Here is a 20,681-nt window from a genome sequence, read left to right on the forward strand (position 1 = left end):
GGACAGTAAAGCTTTTGTAAACTTTGTGAATGTGTGGAGTAGTTTGATTACACTAGAATATCTATTAATTATGTTTCTTGTTAAAATGTTTGTTCTGGTGAACTTTGTGTATTCTATTTTTCTATTGAGAGGATTGGTGCGCTATTATTACCTTTAAATTTGATTGTCTTTGTTTTATGGTAGCATTTACTCTTTACAGTGATCATACGCTTAGCACAAAAAAGCATAACTAGCAGGTTGTTTTTCTGCTAGTTATGCTTTAGCAAACTGTCATTTGTAGAATGCTGGCACTCTACTTCGCTGTATATTTTCTTATTGCTGGTAAAATTTCTGTTGCGATTATTTCAATATTTTTTTGTAGTCGCTCAAATGGTACGCCGCCGAAATCAATTTGTGCTGTGTAGCGTTGGTGTCCAAACACTTCATGCTGATACAATATTTTCTCAATGATTTGTTGTGGGCTTCCGACATTCATGACGTTTTGTGTGTCAATCCCTTGTGCAAAGCTTTGTTGTGGGAATCCTTGGCCATTTGTTCGCTTCATTCCTTCATTAATATGCGGGTACATTTCTTCTATTGCCTGCTGTGAAGTTTCAGCAGCATAGAAAAATCCAGCTGTAGCTATTGGCAATTCTGTCGGATCAAAGCCGCTTTGCTCTGCCGCTTGTCGGTACGCATCTACCGTTCTCTTAAATACGGAGACAGGTCCACCTAAATGGGCCATAAACATTGGTGCACCAACCGCTCCCGCTTTCAATGCACTTGATGGTGATCCTCCAACAGCACGCCAAATGGGCATTTTTCCTTGTTTCGGCCGAGGTATCACTTCTGCGTCTCGTAATGGCGCTCGAAATTCACCACTCCAATTGACTATTTCTTCTTCATTTATTTTTCTTAACAGATCAAATTTTTCTTCATATAGTGCTTCATAATCCCGAACATCATAGCCTAGCAATTCAAACAAACCAATTCTCGATGCACGCCCGGCTACAATTTCAGCCCGTCCATTGGAGATTAAGTCAATCGTCGCGAAGTCCTCATACACCCTTACAGGATCAGAGGTACTAATGATCGTAGAGGAGCTTCCTATTTTTATCTGATTAGTCGCTTGAGCTATTGCCGAAAGGACGACACTATGTGCTTGCGTAGCAAAGAATGCTTGATGGCTTTCTCCTACACTAAAAAAATCTAGCCCTGCTTGATCGGCAAGCTTTGCATATTCTATGATTTCATTTATACGCTCCTGAGCCGATATTCTCTCTCCTGTCACAGGGTTCGGCAAGTGATCTCCTAGCGTATATATTCCAAACTCCAGCCCTTTATTTTTATTAATACGATATTTTTCCATGGGATTCACCTATCTTCCTACTATTAGTTTGCCACTTTATTGTTAGTTGCAGCACAATATTTTTCACGTGTCATTGTGTTTATTATAAAATAGAAGCCAACCTTTTATAAGTACGCACTAAAAAGTGGTATAGTATCAAAAAGGATACTGAGGAGGTGCCCGCATGGAAAAGCTCCCACAAAATTGTCGTGTAGAGGATGCATTAAATATACTAGTAGGAAAATGGAAGCCAATCATTTTATTACATTTACTTCATCACGGAACAAAGAGGTTTAACGAATTGAGAAGAGAGATGCCTCGGATTACACAAAAAGTGTTAACAAGTCAACTCCGCGAGTTAGAGGAAGAGGACATTATCGAACGCGTCGTTTATCCAGAGGTGCCGCCAAGGGTGGAGTATTCCATCACAGAATATGGCCGAAGCTTGGAGCCCATTTTAGATGCGATGCACGAGTGGGGAAAAAAACATACATTATATAAGCAGCGAAAGCAGTAGGAGCAGTATAAAAAACGACATTCCATTTTATGTAGAATGTCGTTCGTGCTATACTTCGAGGTTTTTACTCAGCTTATTCGACCTCCAAGTAATAGCGCTCGTCAGTTTCATGCTCGGTAAAATGAAGCTTTCCTTCTTCATAAAGGATATGAGTCGTATAAAAGTCATTTAACTCCGTCAACTCACTGCCATCCTTTTTTATCTTAAATAAATATCCACCATGACTAAAATTACTAAAATATAGCCAGTCGCCGCCAACTGCAATCTCATATGCCCTTACAGGTGCAATTTTTTTCTTATTCGTCCCGTCGATATTCATTTGATATAAGCTTTCATCATCTGTGTAGTAAATGATATTCCCGTGTCGTTGGCTATGCACTAGCTCTTCAAAGTAAGAAAATCGCGTGCTTGTTGCCTTAGGATAGTCCGTTTTTTCCCATTCGTGCGTTTGCTCTAGCTTATCATCTGTTATTAAAAAGTATTGATACGACACTCTGCCTTCCCTATCAGGAACTGGGTCGTTCCACGTCGCATCTAGCTTATACCATTCACCATCGATATGAACTAAGTTCCATGAATGACCATTTCCGTTAGCTACGCCAACGACGTACTTCGATTCTACCCCCACTTCTCTCAGCAGTAAGTTCATTGCCTTCGTATATCCGTCGCACACAGCTACCCCATTGATGAGTGCCCCATAGGCTGTGAATGACAAAGGTGGAACTGTGTTATTTTCAAAGTTTTCATAGTCGTACACTGTGTTTAATACGACATAATCATGCAGCTCTATCACTTTCTCTAAATCTGACATATTAGAAGAAATGAAACGATCAATGATGGTGTTTACTTTGTTGTCCAGCGCAGCACGCTTCGCTTCAATGTCCTCCTCAGAGTATAAGTAATTAAATTCTAACGTTCCGTCTGTCCAAAAATAACTTTCTTCATGATCAAAGTAAAAAATTTCAGGATGATCCTCAATAACTTGCAAGCGCGTTGCATAAACCTCCTCATGGTCCATGCTATATTGCGAAACATTGATATCTTCTTTTTGATCTAATAGTGCATGAAGTATCGCTTCATATAATGTGTCAAAGGGGAGCTGCTCCACCTCTCGCTCATACACAAGTACTTCGTCAATTGCTTGTTCTGCCGTCATTTCTTTCGATGGAGAAACGACGTTAGGTAATATTTCACGCGTGTTGGAGGAAGAAGGCATATAGTAGCCTATTCTTTCGCTTAATCTATCCTCTTCTCCGCTTACGATGAACCACAATACTAACAACAAAGCCCCAAAGGCTATAATAGGCTTTATTTTCCCCATGGACGCACCTCCGTTATTTGATACTTTTTACAGGTGGATATTATTTCCAATATCGTGCAAGCTAGTAAACTATTTTTTTGGCTGTATTTGTGTGCTCTAGTTTCGTTTATGTTGGCAAACTATTTTTGGGTTTGCAGTGTGTGCCGCTGCGTTTATGCTAGCAAACTATATTTTGGTTTTCCGTGAGTGCTTCGTTTCGTTTATGCTAGCAAACTAATTTTTGGTTCCTGTGTGCGCAGTTGCGTTTATGCTAGCAACTATATTTTAGTTTTCCGTGAGTGCTCCGTTTCGTTTATGCCAGCAACTATTTTTGAAGTGTTGTGTTGCTAATAGTTGTTAGTGCAGTGAAAACTAGGAACTATAGGAACTCTCAACTATTATCTATTATAATATCATTTTCGAAAAAGAGGGAGATGGTATGTAGTGGAGATTACGGAGATTGGCGTCTTGCTTTGCATTTGTTTTAGGGGCAATTTTGCTTATGGTAAATGATTTTGTTGGTTGTGCTATGATTTCTTCTCTGAAACGGACGTTTTCTTGAGTGGTTTTCCGTTTATCGACTTATTCCTTCTATGAATGGAACGCTTTCTCGGGTAGTTTTCCGTTCAGAGACTTTTTCCTTCTCTGAACGGAACGCTTTCTCGGATAGTTTTCCTTTCAGAGACTTTTTCCTTCTTTGAACGGAACACTTTCTCGGATAGTTTTCCTTTCAGAGACTTGTTCCTTCTTTGAACGGAACACTTTCTCGGATAGTTTTCCTTTCAGAGACTTTTTCCTTCTTTGAACGGAATGCTTTCTCGGATAGTTTTCCTTTCAGAGACTTGTTCCTTCTATGAACGGAATGCTTTCTCGGATAGTTTTCCGTTCAGTGACTTTTTCCTTCTTTGAACGGAACGCTTTCTCGGATAGTTTTCCGTTCAGTGACTGACTCCTCCTCTGAACGGAATGCTTTCTCGGATAGTTTTCCTTTCATAGACTTTTTCCTTCTTTGAACGGAACGCTTTCTCGGATAGTTTTCCGTTCAGTGACTTTTTCCTTCTTTGAATGGAACGCTTTCTCTGGTGGCTTTCCTTTCTAACGCTTTTTCCTCACATGAAAGGAATGCTAACCTACTTCATTTTCCTTTCTGACGCTTTTTCCTCACATGAAAGGAATGCTAACCTACTTCATTTTCCTTTCTAACGCATTTTCCTCACATGAAAGGAATGCTAACCTACTTCATTTTCCTTTCTGACGCTTTTTCCTCACATGAAAGGAATGCTAACCTACTTCATTTTCCTTTCTAACGCTTTTTCCTCACATGAAAGGAATGCTAACCTACTTCATTTTCCTTTCTAACGCTTTTTCCTCACATGAAAGGAATGCTAACCTACTTCATTTTCCTTTCTAACGCTTTTTCCTCACATGAAAGGAATGCTAACCTACTTCATTTTCCTTTCTGACGCTTTTTCCTCACATGAAAGGAATGCTAACCTACTTCATTTTCCTTTCTGACGCTTTTGCCTCTCATGAAAGGAATGCTAACCTACTTCATTTTCCTTTCTAACGCTTTTTCCTCACATGAAAGGAATGCTAACCTACTTCATTTTCCTTTCTAACGCGTCTCCCTCCCATGAAAGGAATGCTAACTCACGCTCCTTTCAACAGCACTATTAGCAGCCTTCAAATACCTCTCTCATTTTCCAAAACTTCCCTTCGTAAAACACCGTGCAAACACCCTATTCCTCACTAGAAAAAACACTCTAGTTCTTATATATGTTGTATAATAAACTACACAACTTAACTTTTTTTTATAAAAACTATAGAAATTAGGAGAATATATGAGCGACTCAAATTTTAATCCCTCCATACACCCTGACATAGACAAAAACAATTACCCATACAAAGAATTGCTAGAAAACTTTACTGAAGCAATATACGTGATAAATTTAGAAGGAAATTTCATAGATTATAATCATGGGTTTAGCTCGTTAGTAGGCCCTGGAGAAAAATATTTGCACACGAGTTTTCTTGAAATCGTGCATCCTGAAGATATTGAACTTGCAAAAAAAGGGTTTGTGCAAACATTAAAAGGCGAAGTATTACAAGATGAGCGTCTGCGAATCTATTCTATAGAAGGAAATGAAAAATCAATCGTTACGAGCAAGGTGCCTCTTTTTGGAAAAAGTGGTCAACTCGTTGGTGTTTTAGGGATTGCAAAAGACATTACAACAGAAGTGCAACTCCAATCACAAATACAACAGCAATTCCATCAATTTCGTTCTTTGCTAAAAAACTCGAGTAGCGTCAATTGTATACTATCTGCGGAAGGTAACGTCATGTACCGAAGTCCATCCATTGAAAAGGTACTAGGATACAAACCAGAAGAATTAGCTGGCCCATTTTTTACAATTGTTCATCCTGATGAGCATGATTACGTTCGTTCTCGATTTGAAAATTTACTTGAAAACCCTGATAAGCCTCAGAAGCTAGACGTACGATTGCGACATAAGGAAGGAAACTGGCGGACTGTTCACGTGATTGCCAACAACCGTATGGATGACCCTCATATTGAAGGGGTGATCATCAATTATCATGATGTAACTGAAATGCGTGAAGCACAGCAGAAAATTCATCATATGGCGTATCATGACTATTTAACTGACTTACCGAATCGCCGCTATTTTGAAGAGCAACTAGAGGCGGAACTACAAGACGCGAAAACAAATAGAAGCAAATTAGCGGTATTATTCATTGATATTGATCGTTTTAAATTCATCAATGACACATTAGGTCACCACGTTGGCGACAAGGCATTAAAGGAAATAGCTGAAATGTTGGTAAGTCTTGTTTCCGAAAAAGATCTCATCGCTCGAATGGCTGGCGATGAGTTTATGATTTTAGTTCCTCATATTGAAGCGCTTGATTATGTTAAAGAGCTTGCCGACTCTATTTTAAAGAGGATGGAGAGCCCCATCGTTTTTGATCATTATGAACTGTTCGTGACAGGGAGTATCGGTATATCGACTTATCCTGAATCTGGCGAAGACATAAGCGTCATCTTGAAAAATGCAGACCTTGCTATGTATAAAGCGAAGGAAACGAAAGAGAACAGTTTCGAGTTTTTTACACCAGAAATGGAAGAAAATTCTTATAAAAACTTTGCGTTGCAAAACGACTTAAGAAGAGCAATTACGAACAATGAGTTTGAACTTTACTATCAGCCGAAAGTCTCGGCAAGTACAGAAAAAGTTGTTGGTGTAGAAGCGCTGATCCGCTGGAATCACCCTACATTAGGTATGGTATCGCCGGGGCACTTTATCCCAATAGCCGAAGATACAGGGTTAATTGTTCCGATAGGAGAATGGGTTTTCGATGCAGTATGTAAACAAGTAAAGAGATGGGAGAACACTGGTTTTCCACCGCTCGTTGTCTCGCTAAACTTCTCTGCTATTCAAATGCTACAAAAGGGCTTAGTGACTAAGGTGAAAAATCTGCTTGAGAAAAATCAAGTCGAGGGGCATTGGATTGAGGTAGAAATGACAGAAAGTCTCATTCTCGAACACGACAACGATATCCTCAATAAATTAGAAGGATTAAAACAGCTTGGCATTCACATCGCCATCGATGATTTTGGTACAGGCTATTCCTCGTTAAGCTACTTGAAAAAATATAAGTTTAACACAATTAAACTCGATAAATCATTTATTAATGATATTCATACGTCTGCTGATAACCAAGCAATAATCACATTCATCATTCAATTATCGAATCAATTGAATATGAAAGTAGTGGCGGAAGGCGTTGAAATAAAAGAACAACACGACATCTTACAAAAGCTAAACTGCGATGAATTACAAGGCTTTTACTTTAGTAGGCCGAAGCCAGTGAAGGAGTTTGAAGAACTCCTCTTAAATCAACAGCAATTATAAATGCAACAGAGGGTGACTGAAAAGGTTAGTATATACCTTGAGGTCACCCTTTTTCTCTGTCTTTTTTGAAACTTTTCTGACTTCTTTATCGTATCATTATGTGGAGTATTGAATAGAAAGTGAGGGAATAAAATGGCCATTTTAGAAGTGAAAAATTTGAAGAAGTCTTTTGGCGACATTCATGCTGTTAAAGATATTAGCTTCTCTGTTGCTGAGGGAGAAGTTTTTACGATCATCGGACCTAATGGCGCTGGAAAAACAACGACACTCGAAATGATCGAAGGGTTAGTCCCCCCTGATCATGGTGACATTACGTTCGGCGAGTGGACATGGGCGAAAAACAGCACGAGCATTAAAAAGAAAATTGGTGTTCAGCCTCAATCAAGTGCCATGTTTGACTTGTTAACGCCTGAAGAAAACTTAAACCTTTTTGCCACCTTCTATGATAAAGCACGACCAACCGAAGAAATTTTAAAACTCATCAATCTCACCGATCATCGGAACAATCATGTAAAAAAGCTATCTGGTGGGCAAAGACAAAGACTTGCGATAGGACTCGCCATGATTAGCGATCCTGACATTATTTTTCTCGACGAACCAACAACAGGGCTTGACCCTCAAGCGCGCCGTAACATTTGGGACATTATTTTGCGCTTGAAGGAGCTAGGGAAAACGATTATTTTAACGACACACTATATGGAAGAAGCCGAAAAACTGAGTGATCGTGTTTGTATTGTAGACCAAGGAAAAATCGTTACGTTAGATACGCCTGCAGCGTTAATTGAAAGGTTAACAGAAGAAAGAGAAGTACGTCTTTCCTTCATTGACGGCGTGGATGCCGCAGAAAAAACGACGTCGTTTTCTCAAAGCCTTGACTCTGTTACACGCACGGAACGAGACGGCACAGCATTAAAGCTCTGGACAACGGCTCCTGAAGATACGCTATACCATTTATTTGCATTCACAAAGGAGCATGATTACCAAATTGAACAAGTCTCCATTCGAGAAATGAGCTTGGAGGATGTCTTTATCGCATTCACAGGAAAGGAATGGAGGGATTAACATGAACAATATGAATCAATTTAAACAAATGTTTTTAGCGCAGTTAAAACTGACGTTACGGGAAAAACAAGCATGGTTTTGGGGAATCTTTTTTCCAGTTATTTTAATGTCGATTTTTATGGTTATCTTTAGTGGTGGCTCTGACAATGAATTTTCTGCTGATATTGCAATCGTAAACGAAAACCCAAATCCAGTGTCGGAAATGTTATTGGAGCAAATTAGATATATTCCTGTCCTTGACATAGAAACGGACGCACCAGTCAGCCGTGAAGAAGCAGACCAGTTAGTGCTTGATCAAGATGTTCATGCTGCAATCATCTTGCCAGATTCAGAAAATGACACTTCTATACTACTTGTAGTAAACAGGGAAAACGAAGGTGGCGTTACTACACAGGCATTATCTGGCCTGCTAAATCAGTTCGTACAAGAGGCAAATTTACATGCTGTCGGTGCAACACCTACATACGAGCTACAATTTGAATCGATCACCTCTACGACTAATGACATCAACTATACCGATTTTTTGCTCACCGGGATGATCGCTTTAGCAATAGCTCAAGGTGGTATGTTCGGCATGGTTGACTTAGTTGAAATGCGCCGTAAAGGGTTAATTAAAAGGCTAAGAATGACACCAGCGAATATGGGTATATTTGGATTTAGTGACATGACTATGCGGATGATTTTTAGCGTCATTCAAATCGTGTTACTTTCGATTATTGGTGTGTTTGTTTTTGGGGCAAACTTGTATATTAGTTTTCCAAGCTTACTCGTCGTATTTTTATTAGGGGCATTGTCGTTTAACGCACTCGGCTACTTTTTCTCGTCATTTAGTAATACAGCCGAAGCATATATGGGCGTTGCGAACATCGCTAGTTTTGTCATGATGTTTCTAAGCGGTGTCTTCTTCCCAATTGAAACAATGCCGGAGTGGATACAACCTATTTCCAACGTCCTACCTCTTACGTACTTTGTTGAAGGGCTTCGTGAAAGTATGGTTTACTCAACCGGTATTCTCTCAAGTACCCTCTGGACAGGGATTGGTATCGTCGTCCTTTGGGGAGTAGGAGCATATGTGCTCGGCTCTTGGTTATATAAGAGGAAATCCATTGTATCAACGAGATAGTTAGTTTTTTTCGGAAGGCTGTCCGCCTTCCTTTTTTTCTTGAGACTTTACTCTTGTAAAATAGTGAAGGGCGTATTACACTGTCATCATGAATGATGAGGTGAAGATAAATGACTAAGAATAATGAACTTGAAAAAGCAACATTTGCTGGGGGATGCTTCTGGTGTATGGTGAAGCCCTTCGATGAGTTTCCCGGCATTCATGAAGTCATTTCTGGATATACCGGAGGACATGTTGAAAACCCAACGTACGAGGAAGTAAAAACGGGAACGACTGGTCACCGCGAAGTCGTGCAAATTACGTTTGACCCTTCTCTGTTTCCTTATAAAGACTTACTAGATATTTTTTGGAGAAACATTGACCCTACTGATGAGGGCGGACAGTTCATCGACAGAGGTGAGCAATACAAAACTGCAATCTATTATCATACTGATGAACAAAAGCAGCTAGCGGAACATACAAAAAGACAATTAGCTGAAAGCAATAAATTTGCTGAGCCAATCGTCACTGATATTTTCCCTGCCTCCACCTTCTATCCTGCAGAAGACTATCACCAAGATTTTTATAAGAAGAATCCCCTTCACTATAAAAAAGAAGTGGAAGAGTCAGGTAGAAAAATATTTACAGAATCCCAGTGGAAATAATAAATATTGTGTAAGAAAAACGAAGTGAATCATGTGGGATGAGGCGCTTCGTTTTTGTTTTTTGGGGGCGTGGGGGCGAGTTGGGTTAGGGATGATTGCTTGCGTGTGGCATTTTCGGGGGAGCATTGTTGTTTTTTGATGCTTGTCATTGCTTTGTTTTTGCATAGTCCCCAAGCTGCTACATACATTATCTCTGTCATTCCCTGGGGGGTTCCCTACATATAGTGTAAACATGACGAATATACAAACTTTTATTGTAGTTTATACTCACTTTCCTTATCGGACTAATACTAGGACATTTTGTATGTTCACTAACCCCACCTGATTACTTTATTCGCTAAATAGGCATATACCACTGCTAGTATGTTCATATATTTGATATTCTAATTACTTTTTTCTTAAATTGGTTTTTCTTTCGATTAGTTGGACAAGGACAGTTGAAATAAGTATTGGTAGCGAAATGATTAGAGTTCTAACAACTCCATTCAGAGAGGGATCAAAATACCAAAGTAAAACTAAAATTAGCGCTAAAGAAATTCCATATATTGTTATTATAAATAGGATTTTCTGTAATATGCTCATACTACCTCCTAATGATATTCCCAGGACATACCCACCGGTCTTACTTATATAATTATCGGTCTAATCTTTGACTCAGTTATAAAATGACCTATTATTGATCCTCGAATATACCAACCAACTGCAGTCAATACACCTCTTGATAGTAAACCTGAGATAGCAGCAAGAGCAACTCCAGTGCCATGTAGAAGTATATTCTCAACAGCTGTTTTACTAAGATATATTTCCGGTCCCCACGGCAAGTGTAATAGAATAACAGAATACAAACAACTAAATTTATTTAAAAATGTTAAATTTAGTAATTTCATATCACTTACACTTAACGAACTAACATGAAGACATTTTTTAGGCTCTATAACAACCCAATAAATATTGTATTATAGTTAATACTGTTATTGTTCAAGATCCAACAAAACATACTATGTGTAAATAGTACTACAAGAGTATTTATTTTAGGTTTATTCCCATAAACAATCATCTGTTTTTTTATTTTTGGATATGTGTGGTAGCATAGGACATCATACTTTGAAAAATTTAGTAGATATTAGCTCTTGTTTACATTAATCACTTTCATAGCTAATTGTCTATCAAAAGACCTGGTAGAGAAGTCTTTATACAATTCCAAGGAATAAATAGCCTCTCCTGTATGATGACCTTCAGCTCTTCAGTTTTACTTTCTCGGGTAGCATTGGAATCGTATGTTGACCTTCAGCTTCTAAGTTTTTCTTTCTCAGGTAGCATTGGCTTCGTATGACGACCTTCACCGCTTCAGTTTTACTTTCTCGGGCATCATTGCCTTCGTATGACGACCTTCAGCTTCTAAGTTTTACTTTTTCGGGTAGCATTGCCTTCGTATGATGACCTTCACCGCTTTAGTTCCACTATCTTGGGCAGCATTGAACTCGTATGACGACCTTCAGCTTCTAAGTTTCACTTTCTCGCGTAGCATTGCCTTAGTATGATGACCTTCAGCTCTTCAGTTTTACTTTCTCGGGTAGCATTGCCTTCGTATGACGACCTTCACCGCTTCAGTTTTACTTTCTCGGGCATCATTGCCTTCGTATGACGACCTTCACCGCTTCAGTTTTACTTTCTCGGGTAGCATTGCCTTCGTATGATGACCTTCAGCTTCTAAGTTTGGCTTTCTCGGGCAGCATTGCCTTCGTATGATGACCTTCAGCTTCTAAGTTTTACTTTCTCGGGTAGCATTGGCTTCGTATAATGACCTTCACCGCTTCAGCTTGGCTTTCTCGGGTAGCATTGGACTCGTATAATGATCTTCACCGCTTCAGTTTCACTTTATCAGGTAGCATTGCCTTCGTATGACGACCTTCAGCGCTTCCAATTGCTATTTGCCGGTAGCATTCACGCGCTATGCAAATAGCAAAAAGGTTGATCCAAAAGATAAAATCTTTTGAATCAACCTCAACAATCATAACAGCTTTTTACGGCTTTAAATATAAGTCTGATTTATTTATTGGTGTAAATCCTTTAATGGAAGATCCATCGAACATAATATTGCCTTCCTCGATATCCTTTAACTGATCAGCTGTTACCGTTACACTTTTCATCATTCCTTCAATATCTACAAAGTGCAAATGAATGAGCTCCACATCTTTCTCTTTTATCACATCTTCTGTCACCGCGACATTGCTTTCAGACTTTACTGGACTTTGGGTTACTAACATCGACATAAATTTTCTATCCCCTCTCCAAGTAATATTTGATAAAAACATGTGTTTGTTTATCATAAATGTTTTTTCACTACCTGTGTTAAATCGTGTTAGATAATCTACTATAGAATTTCCCCAATAAAATTCCTCCCAAAAACAATTTACAGTTATATCCAAAAGTGATTTTATAATGATATCAATAAAATATCACTAATAAACGGAGGGATATAAAGTGAAAGAGACAAAAGTGGGCAGCAGATGACTTCAGAAGTGTAAACAGCCACATCGAATACTTGCTTAGAGACGCAGCTAAAAAGGCAGGTAAGTTGCCAAAGAAAAAGTAGAAAACGCTCCCTTCGAACGGACATAATCGTCTTCAGAGGTTGACTCGATAGTTTGATTACCTATCGAGTCAACCTTTTGCAATATCAGGAAATGCTGCTGGCATTTAGAGTCCAATACAAAACGGTCTTAAAATGAAAGACTAATAATTGCATAGTCTTCCCTCTAAAGATGAATAATCTAAAGTCTGGCGCGGCAAGTGTTGCCATATCCAGGACTTTTATGAGCTTATAGGACGCCCCTACATTTTTTAAGAAAAATACCTTCTCTCTCCTCTATCTTCATGAAACTTTTTCATTCATTAAATCGTATATTCAATATGGATGATTTTCGTATTGTTTTTGTTAAAATATGCTAATATTAAACTATCATTTAACCATGTGGAGGGGATTTATATGTTTCGTTTTTTTAATCGTGTTCGAACTATTGTTGCTTCAGAAGTTAACTCACTATTGAACAAAGCAGAAGACCCTGCAAAAATGCTTGATCAATTTTTAGCAGATATGGAAAAGGATCTTGCAGAGGTGGAGTCTGCTGTAGCGAAGCAAATTGCAAATGAAAAAGTGCTTAAAAATAAATATGAGGAAGCTGTTGCTTACGTTAATAGACGTGAAGAACAAGCACTTAAGGCACTAGAGTCAGGCGACGAGGAATTAGCAAGACGCGTATTAGAGGATAAAAACAAGCAGCAAGGAAATGCTGACTCTTTGAAGCTATCTTACGAGGAAGCACAAAAGCTTTCTGCTGAATTAAGAGAAAAGCTACAAGAAATGAAAGAAGAATACAATGAGATGAAGATGAAAAAGGACTCTCTCAAAGCACGATCGGAAAGCGCAAAAGCACGATCTAAAGTGAATAAAACGATGTCTGGAATCGGTTCCGGTGCAAAAGCGGGCTTTGAGCGTATGGAGGAGAAAGTAATCCATCATGAAGCAGAGGCGGAAACGTCAGAAGAAATGCGAAGTGTAAACAGGACTTTAGATGATGAGCTAAAACAACTCGATAGAAACAGTGCCGTTGACAATGATCTCGCAGCATTAAAAGCAAAGCTACAAAATAAGAATGAGGCTTAAGGAAAGTTTGTCCGAAAGTATGCCAGTAATAATATGTGCAAACAAAAACGCTTGGTTTTAACGCCAAGCGTTTTGATTTATCAATCAATTTCTACAATAGTAGAAACAGGAATTTCTATTTGTGTATTTACGATATTATCCTCATCTAGAGAAAAATCAGCAATTGCTTCAAACTCGTAGTCTCCAGGTTCTAGCTCATCTAATACAGGGTGAATAAATGTCACTTTATGAGCTTCATCTTTCGTAAGGGTTGTCCTCAATAATGGTTGGTCCATCCCTCCAATATGTTCGAAATCACCATTTACCTCATATATATGAAAGAAAAAGATGCTTCCTCCGTGGAAAATGTTAATTTTATCTTTATCCCCTATATAAGAAATAGTACCGTAAACTTCAAGGTCATTACTATCATTACCGACGTGTATAGATACCTCAAATTCACCATCCTGATTTGTTTCTTCTGAATTTATCAACCTTTCATCGCTACTGCTGGAATCCCTACTTTCCTCTGTACCACATCCGAATAATCCAATCACTAAAACAAAAAAGACAACTTTACTAAAAATAAACCTCAACATGGTCCCTGCCCCCTTTCCAAAATTAGACGATAAAGGATGAAGAATGTTTCAAAAGTTAAGAGAGAAGAACCTAATCACGCAACAGAGGTTGCCCTCCCCCTTAGCCATTGTACTGTCGTGGCGAGGTCATTCTAGTGTAGCCATCGCACCCTCCTTTGAAAGACCAATTTCATAGTAAGCGATAAAAGAGCGGAGCCATTGTCATTCAATCTAAACGCGCTGAAAAAAGTTGCACTGTTGTTTTCCAGTCGACTCGTCGTAGGTTTAGAGACCATATGATAAGTGGGCATCTTAAAGAATGAATTTGTAAAACTAAAAACTAGCTTCACAAGAGAGCACTGAAAAAGTTGTTTTGTACTTTTTCAGTGCCCTCCTTCACAAAGCTAGTTTAAGTTTTTTTCTTATTAGCGTTCTCAGCATGTATAGCTGTTACGTGTATAATTGAAGGGCATTAAAACCTTCGTCCGCCTCCGCGCGAACCACCGCGAAAGCCTCCACCACCGCCTCGTGAACCAAAGCTGGACCCGCCACCTCTTGATCCACCAAATCCGCTTCCGCCTCCGCGAGAGCCACCTCCGCCGAAACCACCACCGAAGCCGCCGCCAAATCCGCCGCCGAATGTCGTCGTGCGTCTTGACATTTGCATCGCTTGCCTACGTCGTCTCGCTTCAATACGATCATGTTCATCCTTCATGTCTTGAATGATTCTTCTACCAATCTTAATTTCACCCATCACACCTTGATAGTTGCCGCGTTCCATATACGCACGAATTTGCGATTCACATGATTGAAAGCGGGACCTGAAGTTAGATGAGAAGAACCCTGAAGCATAGCGTCTTTCTGCGTTGCTATAGGCTGATTTCAAGTCTTCAAATTCGCGCTCCGCTTTCCTTTTTTCATTTAAAACGAAGGTTACTTCACTAGTAAATTCATCTATTCCCCGCTTCGTTTCGTTTGTAATCTCTTTCGCTTTTGTGAGATCAATTGGCACAGTATCAAGTGCAGCCTTCACTTCCACAAGATTTTTTTCGATTGCTTCGAGTGGTCGTTCGTTCACAGGCAATCGGTTTTGTTCCTTTGTCGTTAATGCATCTTGAAGCTTCTCTTGTAGCTCTGTCACAGTTGCAGCGATCGTTTTCGCCTCTTCTTCTAAATTGTCAAACGTATGAAAGCATTCGGCATATATACGCTTCGTGGCGTCGAACTTTTCTAAAAGAACGCGCATTCCCTCAAAGCTCTTTTTATATTGTTGGACATCATCGTTTAACAATTGCTCGATATGAGGTAAAGTCACTTCGATCTCATTTACAAGATCATTCATTTCATTAAATTGTTTTTCTAAATGAGACCAATGAAGATGTGCATACTTATTGTTCAGCCTTTCTAGCTCATTTGCAAAGGCATTATCTTTATTTTTATATTGTTGAATATCGGTTGCTAAAGTTTGCACATGTTCCTTCGTTGTATCTCGATATTCGACTAGCTTTTCAACACGATTTTTCGCTTCGTCTAATCGTTGATAAATTGTATTCAATACTTCACTTCCTTCAGAAGCCTTCCCTTCATCAAGAAGCTGATTTAGCTTCACTTCGTAATCGCGTGCATCTTCAATAAAAACAAATGGGTCTTCATCCGCTAATATGAGACGCTCACGCTTAATATACGACGATACTTCCTCTTGCTTTTCATCTATATGTGTGGCGATTTGCTCATGCGCTTCAAGTAATTGACTTAATAGTGCGAGCTCCTCTTTAAACGTGACAACTACTTTTTTTACGTCTGCAAGTTCATCATTCGCAGCGAGGTAATCAAAGGCATCCTCTAATGCGACTACTTCATTTAATTGACGAGTGACTTTGTCCTTTTGCTCAAGTAACGATTGAAATTGTCTATTCGTTTCTGTTGAAAGGGCCGTGAATTTTTCATTTTGATGCTGTAATGTTTCAGATAAATCCTTTATTTTTTGCGAAGTCTCTAACTCTTTTTTCACTTGGCCATCGACTTCTGCAATTAACCGTTCTAACTCGGCCAGATCATCCTTACATTCTGCCTCAAGTGGCTTTATAGCTTGATAGAATTTCATGAATGATGACCATGGGATCGGTTGTGCTTCTAGTTGTTGCTCACGTTCTTGTACTTTCTTTAGCAATGAGAGAAGCTGTCCATTTAAGTTTTCAAATAATGTCTTCGTACTGCCTTTCGTTATGCTGACCTTTTCGTTCGTTTTGTTATAGGGCTCATACACTTTAGAAAGGAGTTGACGATGCGCTTGCTGCACCGTTGTATAGTACTCCTTCGCTTTTTTTCGTTGAGAAAAAAGAAAGAAAAGATAAACTAGAACGAGTATAGTTATAAAAATACCGATAAAAACAATAAAGCCGTAATTTGCTTGTGTAGTTGTATTACCGCTACCTTCTGCAGGTGGCGGTGGTGTCGTTGCCCCGCCTTCTGAGACCTCTAATCCTTCTATATATGCAAGAAGTGATTCTACACCTGCACCGAACTCCCCATTTTGCGCTTCAGGAATGAATGTATCATCTAACATACGCTCAATCGACTGCCCACCGATCGCACGATCAATATCTGTGCCATTCGCAATTTCTAAATACACCTCACCTTCCTCGTAAGATATAACGAGTACTGCAGAATAGCCTTCAGTACGCACCTCTTCTAAAGTATTAGAGGCGTACTGGCTTATTCCGGCGCCATCCAAGCTGTTTAATGTTTGGATATAATAGTCGTGCTGAGATTGATCAAATGTGTCTCGTATTGACTCTATTTCACTTCCACTAAAAAAATTTCCATCATCATGAATCGAAACAGCAGCTTCTCCATAAAGTGGAAAAAATAACATCACGATGAAGAGTGCACATACCGTTGATTTCAAAAACTGTCTCATATTCCACCTCCAAATTATCTATCCTCATTATAAAGCCAACGATCAGCATATAATAGCTTTCATACTTATTTTTACGTATCAAAATGGGAATAAGTTTCAGACGAATAAGTGATACAGCTATTTTTGCTATCCGCAAAGGAACATATTTTCCTTTTGAAAGTAGCAGGAAAAACCCGTCATGAGTTTTCTCATAACGGGTTTGTGTTTTGTCGTCAGTCAATATCGAGTGCGAGATGTCCTCTCTTTACTGCGAAAGAAACAGTTGTGTCCAATAATGGCCATTGGCGTCGTAGCCGACACCTAAGTGCGTGTAATTTCCATTCATGATGTTCGTTCGATGCCCAGGACTGTTCATCCATGCGTTAACTACGCTCTCCGGTGTGGAAAACCCATGAGCAATATTTTCAGCAGCTGCTCTATAACTGATGCCATAAAAAGTCATCATATCAAATGGAGAACCGTAAGTTGGACTGTTGTGTGCAAAATAACCTACTTGAATCATATCGGTTGATTTCTGCCTTGCTACATAGCTCAAGTTCACATGCAGCTTTAATTCAGAAAGCCCCTCCTTTTTCCGTTCAGCATTTGTTAACCCAAGCACTTCCTTTTCAAAGCTACTAACAGAATGATTCGAAGGAATCGAACCGTTTGTTTTATCTTGCTTAGGTTCCTCTTTTGGTGGCTCTTCCTTTTTTGGTTCTTCTTTCTTTGGTTCTTCTTTCTTTGGCTCTTGCTTTTTAGGCTCCTCTTTTGAAGGGGTGCTTTCTTTACTATTATTTTGTTGTGGCTGCTTTTTTTCGGTTTCCTGCTTCGGTTCTTCTTTAGATGTACTATTGCTGTCGGTGCTTGCAGGTGCTTGCTTTGATTCTTCCTGCTCCGGTGTCTTTGTTGCAATAGGCGTTTCCTCTACATCTTCTTCGGAATCATCTTCTTTAGCTAATTGCTCATCATCTGCTTCCTCTTCTTTGTTTTCATCACGGTCATCTTCGTTTTCCCGTTCTGCTTTCTGATCCTCTTCTTCATCAGCTTCAGCTGTCTCCAAATCATCTACTAGTTCCTCTATTTCCTCTACTGTTTCGTCGTCTTCCTCAATATGCTCATCAGGGCTAGCGTCAACTGCTTCATTTTGAGTAGCAAGCGACGAAGCGATGTATATTGACCCTATTGTGAGAACGAGAATAAGGAGCGATGTAGCCACAATCGACTTTTTGTCCATTCGCTTCACTTTAGAAAAAAATAATTGGACTGTCTCTACTATTCTATTCATTACATTTCCTCCGCACCTTTCTAGCTTCAAATATGAGATGTTATTACTAGATTGATAGAACTTTTATATGTTCACGATATTGAACCCCTATGAACTATTATACTATTAACATAAAGGGACCGGAGAATCATTTTTACATCGACTGTTCGTATGACTTTCGTTCGCTATAATTAGTCATATCCCATTTGAAGTAGTGCGATGGTGCATATGATCATCTCTTTTTCAGGTGAAAATGAAAGTGTTGAACTTTCTGAAGACGAGGGTCCTGGGGAAAAGCAGATTAGGTATGGTCTACAGAGTGTGAGGAGGGCAATGAAGTTGTTCTGTATTTTTCAGTGATAGTATTGTTAGACCGCGGTGCTTACCAATTACCTAGAGAAAGGAAGTGTCCTGAAGCTAAAATATACCTATCATTTTTTCATCCAACACATGAAAAATAAGCACAACGGCACACTTCTAAACATAACATTTGATTCATAGAAATATTATCCAATGATAATTTATAATGAATATATGTTTACATGTATGCTTAACTGGGTAATAACAACCTAAAGGGGATGATAATATGGTTCAAAAATTGTATTATTCTTTCTTACGTAGCTGGCATAATCGTAAGGCTAACCTTTATTTAAAAATGTACTATAGCAATGAAGCTCATGAAAATGCCGAGGAATTTATGAAAAAAAGCTCCTTCCACCATATCAAATACGTCCATTACTTATCAAAAGGCTAAGGGGGACGGTTCTCATTCGCCATTTCGGCGGCAAACAGGGACGGTTCGGAACCAGTGAAAAAGTACTTATCCTTTAAGTATAGACTAATAAATATAAGGTTATTTGAATATAGAAGTTGATGAGACCTGTGCAAACTCGCTTTCCGCGGGCGGCTGGTGAGCCTCCTTGATGCTTTGCATCTACGTAGTCTCACCCCTGCCTTTTCTCCCGCAGGAACGAGCGTCGCTTCGTCGCTAATGCTTCGAGTTGTCTCGACGGATACGCTCCGTAGCATCTGCTCGTAGAGGAAGAGACAGTTACATCGCTTACTCCGGTCTCATCAACCTTTTCTATAATTAGATATATTGAATATTAATACAATAAAATATCAAGATCCCTACTTTTTCAGCGGTCTCGGACGGTTCTTATTAACCAATTTCCTAACAGGCTTTCATTGCCTAAATCTATCAGCTTCCCTACTGTCGGCTGAAAAGAATTCGATTGTTCTGAAAATTATCTATGTACTAAAATCCTAGCTATTTTATACAAAGAATCTCATGAACCTTTATTAACCAGCTCTTGCTTCCTCGCTTGAATAGATTTCAATATGAGGTCTTCTATTTTTTTGATTTGTTCTAGACTAGCATCCTGCTTTATATATCTTACTGTTTTTTTTACTGTTTTCGGATACGTATCGAAGGATTTCATAAGACACCCGCCTGACTTTGATGAATAAACCACAATTGTTCTAGTATTTACTTGATTATTTCCTTTTGATCAATTTTCAACGTATTACTCATTCTTTTTTGTATTAGTGCCATCATTTCCGATGTTGTAACACTAGGGTTTTTATCGGCATTTTGCTTAATCTCTAGCATAAGCTTAGTTAAATCTTTCGTTTCCACGCAACCCCTCCTAGTACTAATTAATCACTCCCCTTACAATAATATAGGTATGTATTACTAATCAACATACAAATTCTAGTAAATTGACGAATATTTATTCATAATCTTATAAAAAGCCTATGAATTTGACAGAAATCTCCCAATTACAAATATATTTAGATTTGGTAAAAAACAGGCGAAGGGGGACGGTTCTCCTTCGCCTTACTCTCAATCCAACTCCTCTAATTCTTTCGTGATCTCCTCTCTCTTTTCATGATATTTTGTGTTCACTACATTAACGGCTTCTCTTAAATCAAATGCATCTGAAATAAAGGTGCTATAGTTACTTTCATTTACAATGCTTTTTAGTGCGCGATCAAACGATTGTACAGTAGTAAAAGAAACGTGTAAACTCTTTTCATTTTTCTTCATTAGTTTTTGAAATTTACTTAAGCTAACAATGTGTTCACTTTTTATTTGTTTAGTATTCATCAAATCATCTATCGTTCGATGAGCGATTACACATTCTTGTTCTACTACTTTAAGTTTCTCAATAAGATCTGATTTCCTCTTTTTCTCAAGCATTTTCTGTTTCATATTTTCTGCTTCTTTTCTAGCCTCTAAAGCTTGCTTTCTATAAACCTCTGTTTCCTTCTGCATTTCCTTCGTAACAGAAATGGTCCATAATGCCACACCAAATGATATGAGAGAAACTACACTAGCAATTGCATGAATTGTGTCCAAAATTACATTTCACCTCCTTAAATT

General features: G+C 38.8%; 14 protein-coding genes and 2 pseudogenes. 7 read left to right on the forward strand and 9 right to left on the reverse strand.

Features of this window, described 5'->3' with window-relative positions; translation table 11 throughout:
• Positions 1 to 292: 292 nt before the first annotated feature.
• Complete coding sequence (locus BCELL_RS18805; RefSeq protein WP_041808414.1) at positions 293 to 1,348, reverse strand: LLM class flavin-dependent oxidoreductase; 1,056 nt, start codon at positions 1,346 to 1,348, stop codon at positions 293 to 295.
• 163 nt (positions 1,349 to 1,511) lie between these two features.
• Between BCELL_RS18805 and BCELL_RS18810 the strand changes: the two genes are divergently transcribed.
• Positions 1,512 to 1,844 carry a winged helix-turn-helix transcriptional regulator gene (locus BCELL_RS18810; RefSeq protein WP_013490372.1) on the forward strand — a complete coding sequence of 111 codons (333 nt, stop codon included), beginning with the start codon at positions 1,512 to 1,514 and terminating at the stop codon, positions 1,842 to 1,844.
• Positions 1,845 to 1,917: 73 nt separating this feature from the next.
• Here BCELL_RS18810 and BCELL_RS18815 read toward each other — a convergent pair whose 3' ends face one another.
• Positions 1,918 to 3,165, reverse strand: a complete 1,248-nt coding sequence (locus tag BCELL_RS18815; RefSeq protein WP_013490373.1) for a DUF5050 domain-containing protein — start codon at positions 3,163 to 3,165, stop codon at positions 1,918 to 1,920.
• A gap of 1,820 nt (positions 3,166 to 4,985) precedes the next feature.
• Between BCELL_RS18815 and BCELL_RS18820 the strand changes: the two genes are divergently transcribed.
• The 4 genes from BCELL_RS18820 to msrA all read left to right on the forward strand — a co-directional run bounded on the left by BCELL_RS18820 (position 4,986) and on the right by msrA (position 9,905).
• Positions 4,986 to 7,076: a sensor domain-containing protein gene (locus BCELL_RS18820; protein WP_013490374.1), complete on the forward strand. Its 2,091-nt coding sequence runs from the start codon at positions 4,986 to 4,988 to the stop codon at positions 7,074 to 7,076.
• 132 nt (positions 7,077 to 7,208) lie between these two features.
• Positions 7,209 to 8,138 (forward strand): ABC transporter ATP-binding protein, encoded by a 930-nt coding sequence (locus tag BCELL_RS18825; protein WP_013490375.1) that lies wholly within the window; start codon positions 7,209 to 7,211, stop codon positions 8,136 to 8,138.
• A 1-nt stretch (position 8,139) separates the two neighbouring features.
• Positions 8,140 to 9,261: an ABC transporter permease gene (locus BCELL_RS18830; RefSeq protein WP_013490376.1), complete on the forward strand. Its 1,122-nt coding sequence runs from the start codon at positions 8,140 to 8,142 to the stop codon at positions 9,259 to 9,261.
• 110 nt (positions 9,262 to 9,371) lie between these two features.
• Positions 9,372 to 9,905 carry a peptide-methionine (S)-S-oxide reductase MsrA gene (gene msrA / locus BCELL_RS18835; protein WP_013490377.1) on the forward strand — a complete coding sequence of 178 codons (534 nt, stop codon included), beginning with the start codon at positions 9,372 to 9,374 and terminating at the stop codon, positions 9,903 to 9,905.
• A 2,027-nt stretch (positions 9,906 to 11,932) separates the two neighbouring features.
• Here the strand turns inward: msrA and BCELL_RS18850 are convergent.
• Positions 11,933 to 12,172 (reverse strand): annotated as a pseudogene (locus BCELL_RS18850) (glutamine synthetase); the annotation flags it as partial.
• Positions 12,173 to 12,399: 227 nt separating this feature from the next.
• Between BCELL_RS18850 and BCELL_RS23095 the strand changes: the two are divergent.
• Together BCELL_RS23095 and BCELL_RS18855 are read left to right on the forward strand one after the other, a co-directional pair.
• Positions 12,400 to 12,501 (forward strand): annotated as a pseudogene (locus tag BCELL_RS23095) (type II toxin-antitoxin system antitoxin); the annotation flags it as partial.
• A gap of 393 nt (positions 12,502 to 12,894) precedes the next feature.
• Positions 12,895 to 13,572 carry a PspA/IM30 family protein gene (locus BCELL_RS18855; protein WP_013490380.1) on the forward strand — a complete coding sequence of 226 codons (678 nt, stop codon included), beginning with the start codon at positions 12,895 to 12,897 and terminating at the stop codon, positions 13,570 to 13,572.
• Positions 13,573 to 13,652: 80 nt separating this feature from the next.
• Here the strand turns inward: BCELL_RS18855 and BCELL_RS18860 are convergent, their stop codons facing one another.
• The 6 genes from BCELL_RS18860 to BCELL_RS18880 form a co-directional block, all read right to left on the reverse strand.
• Positions 13,653 to 14,150 (reverse strand): hypothetical protein, encoded by a 498-nt coding sequence (locus BCELL_RS18860; RefSeq protein ID WP_013490381.1) that lies wholly within the window; start codon positions 14,148 to 14,150, stop codon positions 13,653 to 13,655.
• A gap of 451 nt (positions 14,151 to 14,601) precedes the next feature.
• Positions 14,602 to 17,049: a TPM domain-containing protein gene (locus BCELL_RS18865; RefSeq protein ID WP_013490382.1), complete on the reverse strand. Its 2,448-nt coding sequence runs from the start codon at positions 17,047 to 17,049 to the stop codon at positions 14,602 to 14,604.
• Between the two features lie 244 nt (positions 17,050 to 17,293).
• Positions 17,294 to 18,316, reverse strand: a complete 1,023-nt coding sequence (locus BCELL_RS21810; RefSeq protein ID WP_013490383.1) for a CAP domain-containing protein — start codon at positions 18,314 to 18,316, stop codon at positions 17,294 to 17,296.
• A 1,268-nt stretch (positions 18,317 to 19,584) separates the two neighbouring features.
• Complete coding sequence (locus tag BCELL_RS22940) at positions 19,585 to 19,737, reverse strand: hypothetical protein (protein WP_013490384.1); 153 nt, start codon at positions 19,735 to 19,737, stop codon at positions 19,585 to 19,587.
• 47 nt (positions 19,738 to 19,784) lie between these two features.
• Complete coding sequence (locus BCELL_RS22710; RefSeq protein ID WP_013490385.1) at positions 19,785 to 19,934, reverse strand: hypothetical protein; 150 nt, start codon at positions 19,932 to 19,934, stop codon at positions 19,785 to 19,787.
• A 207-nt stretch (positions 19,935 to 20,141) separates the two neighbouring features.
• Complete coding sequence (locus BCELL_RS18880) at positions 20,142 to 20,657, reverse strand: hypothetical protein (RefSeq protein WP_013490386.1); 516 nt, start codon at positions 20,655 to 20,657, stop codon at positions 20,142 to 20,144.
• Between the last annotated feature and the right edge of the window lie 24 nt (positions 20,658 to 20,681).

It is taken from the genome of Evansella cellulosilytica DSM 2522 (assembly GCF_000177235.2).
GTDB classification, from domain to species: Bacteria; Bacillota; Bacilli; order Bacillales; family Salisediminibacteriaceae; genus Evansella; species Evansella cellulosilytica.